The following is a 6,143-nucleotide window of genomic DNA, read 5'->3' on the forward strand; positions in this document are numbered from 1 at the left end:
AATGACAATAGTATCATTAGTTAGACCTTTAATGGCAGGGATTTTACATTCTTTTGAACCCGACCATGTAACCGCAGTTTCTGTTTTAGCTACTGAAAATGCTATCAATAAACAAAAAGTGAGTTTTAAAACGGTTTTTAAAGCATCGCAATGGGCGTTTGGGCATTCTGTAACGTTATTGCTTTTCGGAGGAGTTGCGTTATTATTCAAAAGTATGGCAACTTTATTTATCAATGATCTTTCTTTTTACGCCGAACTTGCCGTTGGTCCTATTATGATTTGGCTAGGAATTGTAGCTATCAAAAGAAATCATCAAATAAATGAAATGGTAAAAGATCATAAAAAAATTGAAGCACACGAACATGATCTTTCTAATCCGATACATTTACACGGAACTAAAGGCGAAGAAATTGCCGTAAATCCGATGAATAAATCATTTTGGATTGGAATGTTACACGGTTTAGCAGGTACAGGTGGCGCTTTAACATCGGCCTTAGTTTTAAGTAGTACTACCATAGGAGAAGCACTTCTTATACTTGCCGTAGAATCAGTAGGAATTATTGTAGCAATGGGTGTTTATAGTTATGTTTTAATTTATGTAATGAGCCGTTTTTTAGAGCGAAACCTAGCTATTTTTAAATGGATGAACGGAGTTGCAGGAGTTGCATCGGCAATTATTGGATTTGTTTGGTTGTATAATTGTATTTCTGCATTATAATGGAAAATAAAAAACAGCAGTACTTCCCTTTTTCGGCAATCGTTGGGCAAGATAATTTTAAGTTAGCTTTAATTTTAAATTTAGTCGATCCGCTTATTGGCGGCGTATTAGCAATCGGCGATAAAGGAACAGGAAAAACTACTTTAATACGGTCGTTAACCAGCCTAATGGGCAATCAACAAAAACAGCCTTTTGTTAATTTACCAATTGGTGTTTCTGAAGATAGACTTCTTGGAAGTATCGATTTAGAGCAATTGATAAATGCTAAAAAAGAAGTGGTTAACCTCGGATTAATGGCACAGGCACATCAAGGTATTTTATATGTTGATGAAGTTAATCTATTACAAGATTATTTAACTGATATTTTATTAGATGCTTCGGCTTCTGGAAATTATTATTTAGAAAGAGAAGGAATTTCTCGTCATTTTAAAAGTAGATTTTGCTTAGTCGGTTCTATGAATCCTGAGGAAGGAAATTTAAGACCGCAACTAAAAGATCGTTTTGGTTTAAGTGTAAACGTTACAACTCCTACGGATGTAAAAATCCGTCAAAAAATAATAAAGCAACGTTTTTTGTTTGATGATGCGCCTATCCCTTTTATCGATGCTTATAAAAGTAAAGATGCTACTATCGCTAAACAAATAACTAAGGCAAAAGAGGTTTTATTATCGATAAAAATAACTGATAAAATTATTGAATATTGTAGCGAATTAGCCGTTTTAAATCAAGTAGAAGGACTTCGTGCCGATATTTTATTAGTAAAAACTGCCAGAGCTTTTTCGGCTTATAAAAATGCTACTGAAATCACAAAAAAAGACGTAGATACTATTGCCGATTTTGTTTTAAATCATCGAAGTTTAAACCCGAATCAAAATCAGCAAAACCAAGCTCCTGAAAGTAAATCTCCAGAAAATAAAAATGAAAAACCTCTTGAAAATCCTTCTGAAACAAACCCTTCTGAAACAAATCCATCAAAAGACACATCAAAAGGCATATCAGAAGAAGAAATAATTTCATTTTTAATTCCAAATAATAAATTTCAGAAACAAAAAAACAGCACTAAAAACATCCAAGAAAATGGTATTAATTCAATTAAAAATTCAGCAGGAAATAGTATAATTACTGATACAAAAAAAACAGTTGGGCAGTATTTAGCTACCGATAAATTCGATTTAAAAACCAAACGAAAAAGTACACTTTTAAAACAGCATCATATTTTTTTAATAGATTCTAGCGGTTCTATGTTAAAAAATCAAATTATTGCGTATGCAAAAGGAAGTGTACATAAAATAGCCGAAAACTCTAAAAATCAAAACACACAATTTTCTATTATTTCATTATTTGATGGAGATGCGCAATTAATTTTAAATCAAACTGCTGTTTTAGCTGATGTTGAAATAGCGTTAAAAAATCTTAAAACAGGCGGAAAAACAAATTTAAGTGCAGGTTTTAAATTGATAAAAAGAAATTGTGCTACTATCGATTTTAATCACAATCTTCATATTATTACTGATGGAAAATTAAACGCAGAAAATAATTTAGAAGATACCGTATTATCTTTTCAAACGTATTGCAAAGGAATTGATAAAACACAAATTATTGATGCCGAAAAAGGAATTGTAAAAATTGGAGAAGCCAAAGAACTTGCAAACAGCATTCATGCCAATTATGAAATTTTAATTACTGAAAACCTATAAATTTTATTTTTTGACCAAACAACTCATCATATCAGCCCCGAGTAGTAATGCAGGTAAAACAACACTTACCTTAGGATTATTGCGTTTATTCAAACGAAAAAATTACGCTGTACAACCTTTTAAAGTTGGTCCAGATTATATCGACCCGAAATTTCATCAATTAGCTTGTAGCAACGTTGGTGTGAATCTCGATTTATTTATGATGCCTCAAAATGACATAAATAACAACTTACATTTTTACGGAAAAGATGCAGAAATTAACTGTATCGAAGGTGTTATGGGTTTATTTGATGGCGCAAAAAAAGACCAAGGAAGTACCGCCGAAATGGCTAAAAAACTAAAAACACCCGTTTTAATGGTGATTGATGCCAAAGCTGTTGCGTATTCTGTTGCGCCACTTATTCAGGGTTTTGTAAACTTTGATAAAGAAATTCAAATAATGGGCGTTGTTTTTAATCGTGTTGGTTCTGAAAGACATTATAAAATGTTAAAAGAAGCTTGTGACGATATTGGCGTACACTGTTTTGGTTATTTATCGAACTTAAAAAACATTGAAATTCCTTCGAGGCATTTAGGATTGAATATTCAAGAAATTGAAAAATTTGATACTGTTATCAATCAAATTGCTGATGAGCTAGAAAAAACAATCGATTGGAAAGCTATTTTAGAAGCATCCAAAGAAATTAAACCAATAAGTGTTTCATCAGAAAAAATAATTCAGCCTAAAAAAATAAAATTTGCAGTAGCTAAAGACGAAGCTTTTAATTTTATGTATCCTCAAAGTATTTCGGCGATGGAAGCATTAGGAACTGTTGAATTTTTCAGTCCTATAAAAGATGCTGAAATTCCTGATTGTGATTTTATATATTTTGCTGGAGGGTATCCTGAATCGTATTTAAAAGAATTATCGAGTAACACGAAAATGCTTGCTAGTATTCAAAAATTCGCAGAAAATAACGGGCAAATTTATGCCGAATGTGGCGGAATGATGTATTTAGGAAAAACGATTATATCAGAAAATAAGACCGCTTTTAAAATGGTAGGGGTTTTTGATTTTGAAGCTACAATTGCTGATAAAAAATTGCATTTAGGATATCGAACTTCTAAAATTAACGAGCATATTTTTAAAGGACACGAATTTCATTATTCAAGCTTAGTAAATGATAACGAAACATCTATTAACGCAACAATTACAAACGCCAGAGATGGTAATACTACTACTAAAATTTATAAAAAAAATAAGGTAATGGCTTCTTATGTACATCATTATTTTGGTACATCAGAACTGCTTTTACAATTGATTAACGAAATAAATACTACTATATGAAAATTTACACAAGAAAAGGAGACAAAGGTACAACTGGCGTTTTTGGAGGAAAAAGAGAGTTTAAAAACTCGGCACGAATTGAATGTATCGGAACTTTAGACGAAGTAAATTCGACCATAGGATTGATGCGCTCTAAACTAGGAAACGACCACGAATGGCAACCAAATTTACACCGTATTCAAAAAGATATGATGAATATGATGTCGCATTTGGCACGTCCGTCAGATTCTAAAAAAGTTAATCCAAATCCTGAGCCTAAAGATGGCGCAGATTTCTGTGAAGTTTGGATGGATGAAATGGAAGATAATATAAGTTCTCCTTCTGATTACTTTTTATTACCTGGAGGAAATGAAATATCGGCACTTTGCCACGTTTGTAGAACACAAATGAGAAGAGGTGAACGACAATTAGTGACCTTAATGCAAGAAGATCCTGAATGTGTACACGATTATATTATGAGTTACGTAAACAGAATGTCTGATTTATTTTTCACCATGGCAAGAGCAGAAATGGACAAACATGGAGTTGCTGAAGAAAAATGGAATTTATTTTTATACAAAAGAAAAAAGAAAGCAGTGACTAAATAAGTTGATTTTTTCTGATAAATTATTTAACACTGTCAGTTCGAGTAATTTTTAAGAAGTGGAACGAAGTAAAAATTGTATCGAGAACAATACAATACTTCTCGATACAAAATTATTTTTCATTTTATTACAAATAATTTCACTCGAAGTGACAAAATACAACCTAATAAAAAACGCATCAAACAAAACTTAAAAAAATGAATAAGAAGATACCAATTACCATCGTAACAGGATTTTTAGGCGTAGGAAAAACGACCTTAGTACATAATATGTTAAAAAATGCGAACGGAAAACGCATCGCTGTTTTAGTCAATGAATTTGGAGAAGTTGATGTTGATGGTCAATTAATTGCTTCTTCTGAATGTGGCGAACAAGGCTGTAATTTAGTGCAATTACCAAACGGTTGTATTTGCTGTACGGTTCAAGAAGAATTTTTACCATCGATGTTACAATTACTAGAACGTAAAGAAGAAATTGATCATATTGTTATTGAAACATCTGGTTTATCAATGCCGAAACCTTTAGTAAAAGCGGTAAACTGGCCAGACTTAAAACCTCATATTACTATTGATGCAGTTATTACTGTAGTTGATGCTGTAGGAATTGCAACTGGCGAAATTTGCGATAGAGAACGTGTACAAGCACAACGTTTAGCGGATGATTCTTTAGATCATGAAACACCGATTGAAGAATTATTTTTAGATCAATTAGGGTGTGCCGATTTAGTTTTAGTTAGTAAAAGAGATTTAGTTGATGATGAAAAATTTGAAGAAATTGAAAAATTAATAGCAGCTAAAGCAAGACCTAACATCAAAATAATTCCTGTTGAAAATGGTAAATTAGATAATACATTATTATTAGGTATTGAAGCTTCTGCGGAAGATGATGTAGATAATCGTCATTCAATTCACGAAGAACACCATAAATCAGGTAATCACCATCACCATAATGATGATATTAAAACTGTTTTGTTAGAATATTCTGAAACTTCTGATATTAAAGCATTCGTTAAAGACTTGAAAAAACTTGTTGAAGACCACGAAATTTATAGAATCAAAGGGTTTGTAAATATTCCGAATAAGCCAATGCGTATGGTTTTACAAGGTGTCGGTGCTCGTTTCGATTATTATTTTGAAAGACCTTGGGGTGCTAATGAAGAGCGTAAAACAAGTATTGTAGTTATTGGTAAAAATATTGAACTTACTAAAAATAACGAAGTAATTACACATTCACATAGTCACGGACATTCTCATGCACATTAAGAGATGACAAATATTTTCACAACAAAAAAACTAGAGAAAATAATCCATAAAAAAATTGAAGATAAGACTTTAACTCATGAAAATGACCTTGGAAGTTGGAATGCTAATGTTTTTTATATTGCTAAAAAAAAGTGTATTCTTTTTGTTAATTCTAAGACTTTTTTTTCAGTAATAATTCCTCGTTTCTCTGTGAAAGATATTAATAATCTTGATACATTATTTATTGAAAACTTACATCAGCAATTATTATTTGAAAAAATAGCGATTGATTATGACGTAATATCTTCAAAAATTGGGCAAATAGCATTTAATTCAACAAATAATAACAGAAAAAGTATTGGTATTCTTAATTATAATATTGAAAAGCTAAATTACTTTAAGTTTGAATATTCTATTTTTAATTCTTCTGTAATCAGAGAAATGACAAATAAATTAAACAAAACCCCTTTTAAACAATTAGATCAGGGCAAACTCACACTTTTATTAAATTAATTTCATTGACTCTAAATTGTTCCTTTTGTTAATTTGAACTATATTGTATTGATTTTTAGATAA

General features: G+C 31.1%; 6 protein-coding genes. All 6 read left to right on the forward strand.

The genetic code is table 11. The features are described from left to right. The first annotated feature begins 1 nt into the window (after window position 1). The 6 genes from AQ1689_RS00150 (at window position 2) to AQ1689_RS00175 (ending at window position 6,080) form a co-directional block, all read left to right on the forward strand. Window positions 2-718 carry a hypothetical protein gene (locus AQ1689_RS00150; RefSeq protein ID WP_101914554.1) on the forward strand — a complete coding sequence of 239 codons (717 nt, stop codon included), beginning with the start codon at window positions 2-4 and terminating at the stop codon, window positions 716-718. Beyond that, complete coding sequence (locus tag AQ1689_RS00155; protein ID WP_101954805.1) at window positions 718-2,415, forward strand: AAA family ATPase; 1,698 nt, start codon at window positions 718-720, stop codon at window positions 2,413-2,415. Before AQ1689_RS00150 ends, AQ1689_RS00155 begins: the two co-directional genes overlap by 1 nt. Window positions 2,416-2,425: 10 nt before the next feature. Beyond that, window positions 2,426-3,742: a cobyrinate a,c-diamide synthase gene (locus tag AQ1689_RS00160; protein WP_180947501.1), complete on the forward strand. Its 1,317-nt coding sequence runs from the start codon at window positions 2,426-2,428 to the stop codon at window positions 3,740-3,742. After that, complete coding sequence (locus AQ1689_RS00165) at window positions 3,739-4,329, forward strand: cob(I)yrinic acid a,c-diamide adenosyltransferase (RefSeq protein ID WP_101954807.1); 591 nt, start codon at window positions 3,739-3,741, stop codon at window positions 4,327-4,329. Before AQ1689_RS00160 ends, AQ1689_RS00165 begins: the two co-directional genes overlap by 4 nt. 194 nt (window positions 4,330-4,523) lie before the next feature. Further along, entirely contained in the window at window positions 4,524-5,588 is a 1,065-nt protein-coding gene (cobW, locus tag AQ1689_RS00170) for a cobalamin biosynthesis protein CobW (protein WP_101954808.1), read from the forward strand. 3 nt (window positions 5,589-5,591) lie between these two features. Then, window positions 5,592-6,080 (forward strand): DUF6933 domain-containing protein, encoded by a 489-nt coding sequence (locus AQ1689_RS00175; RefSeq protein WP_101914559.1) that lies wholly within the window; start codon window positions 5,592-5,594, stop codon window positions 6,078-6,080. Window positions 6,081-6,143 lie beyond the last annotated feature (63 nt).

The sequence above is a fragment of the Tenacibaculum finnmarkense genome, assembly GCF_900239185.1.
GTDB lineage: Bacteria > Bacteroidota > Bacteroidia > Flavobacteriales > Flavobacteriaceae > Polaribacter > Polaribacter finnmarkensis.

Excerpts from the sequence above, each read along its gene's own strand:
- AQ1689_RS00150 (WP_101914554.1), top strand. The coding sequence starts at position 2 with ATGACAATAGTATCATTAGTTAGACCTTTAATGGCAGGGATTTTACAT.
- AQ1689_RS00155 (WP_101954805.1), top strand. The coding sequence starts at position 718 with ATGGAAAATAAAAAACAGCAGTACTTCCCTTTTTCGGCAATCGTTGGG.
- AQ1689_RS00165 (WP_101954807.1), top strand. The coding sequence starts at position 3,739 with ATGAAAATTTACACAAGAAAAGGAGACAAAGGTACAACTGGCGTTTTT.
- cobW (WP_101954808.1), top strand. The coding sequence starts at position 4,524 with ATGAATAAGAAGATACCAATTACCATCGTAACAGGATTTTTAGGCGTA.
- AQ1689_RS00175 (WP_101914559.1), top strand. The coding sequence starts at position 5,592 with ATGACAAATATTTTCACAACAAAAAAACTAGAGAAAATAATCCATAAA.